Source organism: Ureibacillus sp. 179-F W5.1 NHS (genome assembly GCF_045369345.1).
Taxonomy (GTDB): Bacteria; Bacillota; Bacilli; order Bacillales_A; family Planococcaceae; genus Ureibacillus; species Ureibacillus halotolerans.
The window spans coordinates 1-577 of the sequence record NZ_JBIQFG010000115.1 but is presented as its reverse complement, the minus strand read 5'-3'; the positions used below and the strand labels follow the sequence as shown (position 1 = coordinate 577).

At 35.2% G+C, this 577-nt stretch carries 1 protein-coding gene; it reads right to left on the bottom strand.

What is annotated here, in order from left to right; genetic code table 11:
* Positions 1 to 455: IS200/IS605 family transposase (gene tnpA, locus ACH0B5_RS18085; RefSeq protein ID WP_341362949.1), on the bottom strand; the 455-nt coding region annotated here is incomplete at its 3' end.
* Between the last annotated feature and the right edge of the window lie 122 nt (positions 456 to 577).

The following is a 577-nucleotide window of genomic DNA, read 5'->3' as shown; positions in this document are numbered from 1 at the left end:
TAATCTCGTTTAAATGGGTCTATATATTCTCTACTCGTCATTTGATCACGTAATCGATCTTCAGCTTCTTGTTCCCTAATGTATTTTGCTACCGCTTTTTCGTTAAGACCTACTGTAGTGACATAATATCCTTTTGCCCAAAACGTTCGATTTCCGTGTTTATATTTTAAATTTGCATGTCTATCGTGAATCATTAAAGAACTCTTTCCTTTTAAATAGCCTACGAATTGTGATACGGATAATTTTGGAGGAATTTTAACCAGCATATGTATATGATCTGGCATTGCATGTCCTTCTATGAGTTCTACGTCTTTCATTTCACATAGACGTCTTAAAATCGCTCCGATGTCTTTTCTTAATTCACCGTAGATTACTTTCCTTCTGTATTTTGGTATAAAAACTATGTGATACTTACAATTCCATCTTGTGTGTGATAAACTATTGTCGCTCGACATTGAGCAAAACTCCTCTCGATTTGAATTTGGTTTGACGGCCATTTTCATTATATCGAGAGGAGTTTTTAATTCCATCTCCATTACCACTCTAAAAGTATATTTTCACACGTGCAGAGCACGTG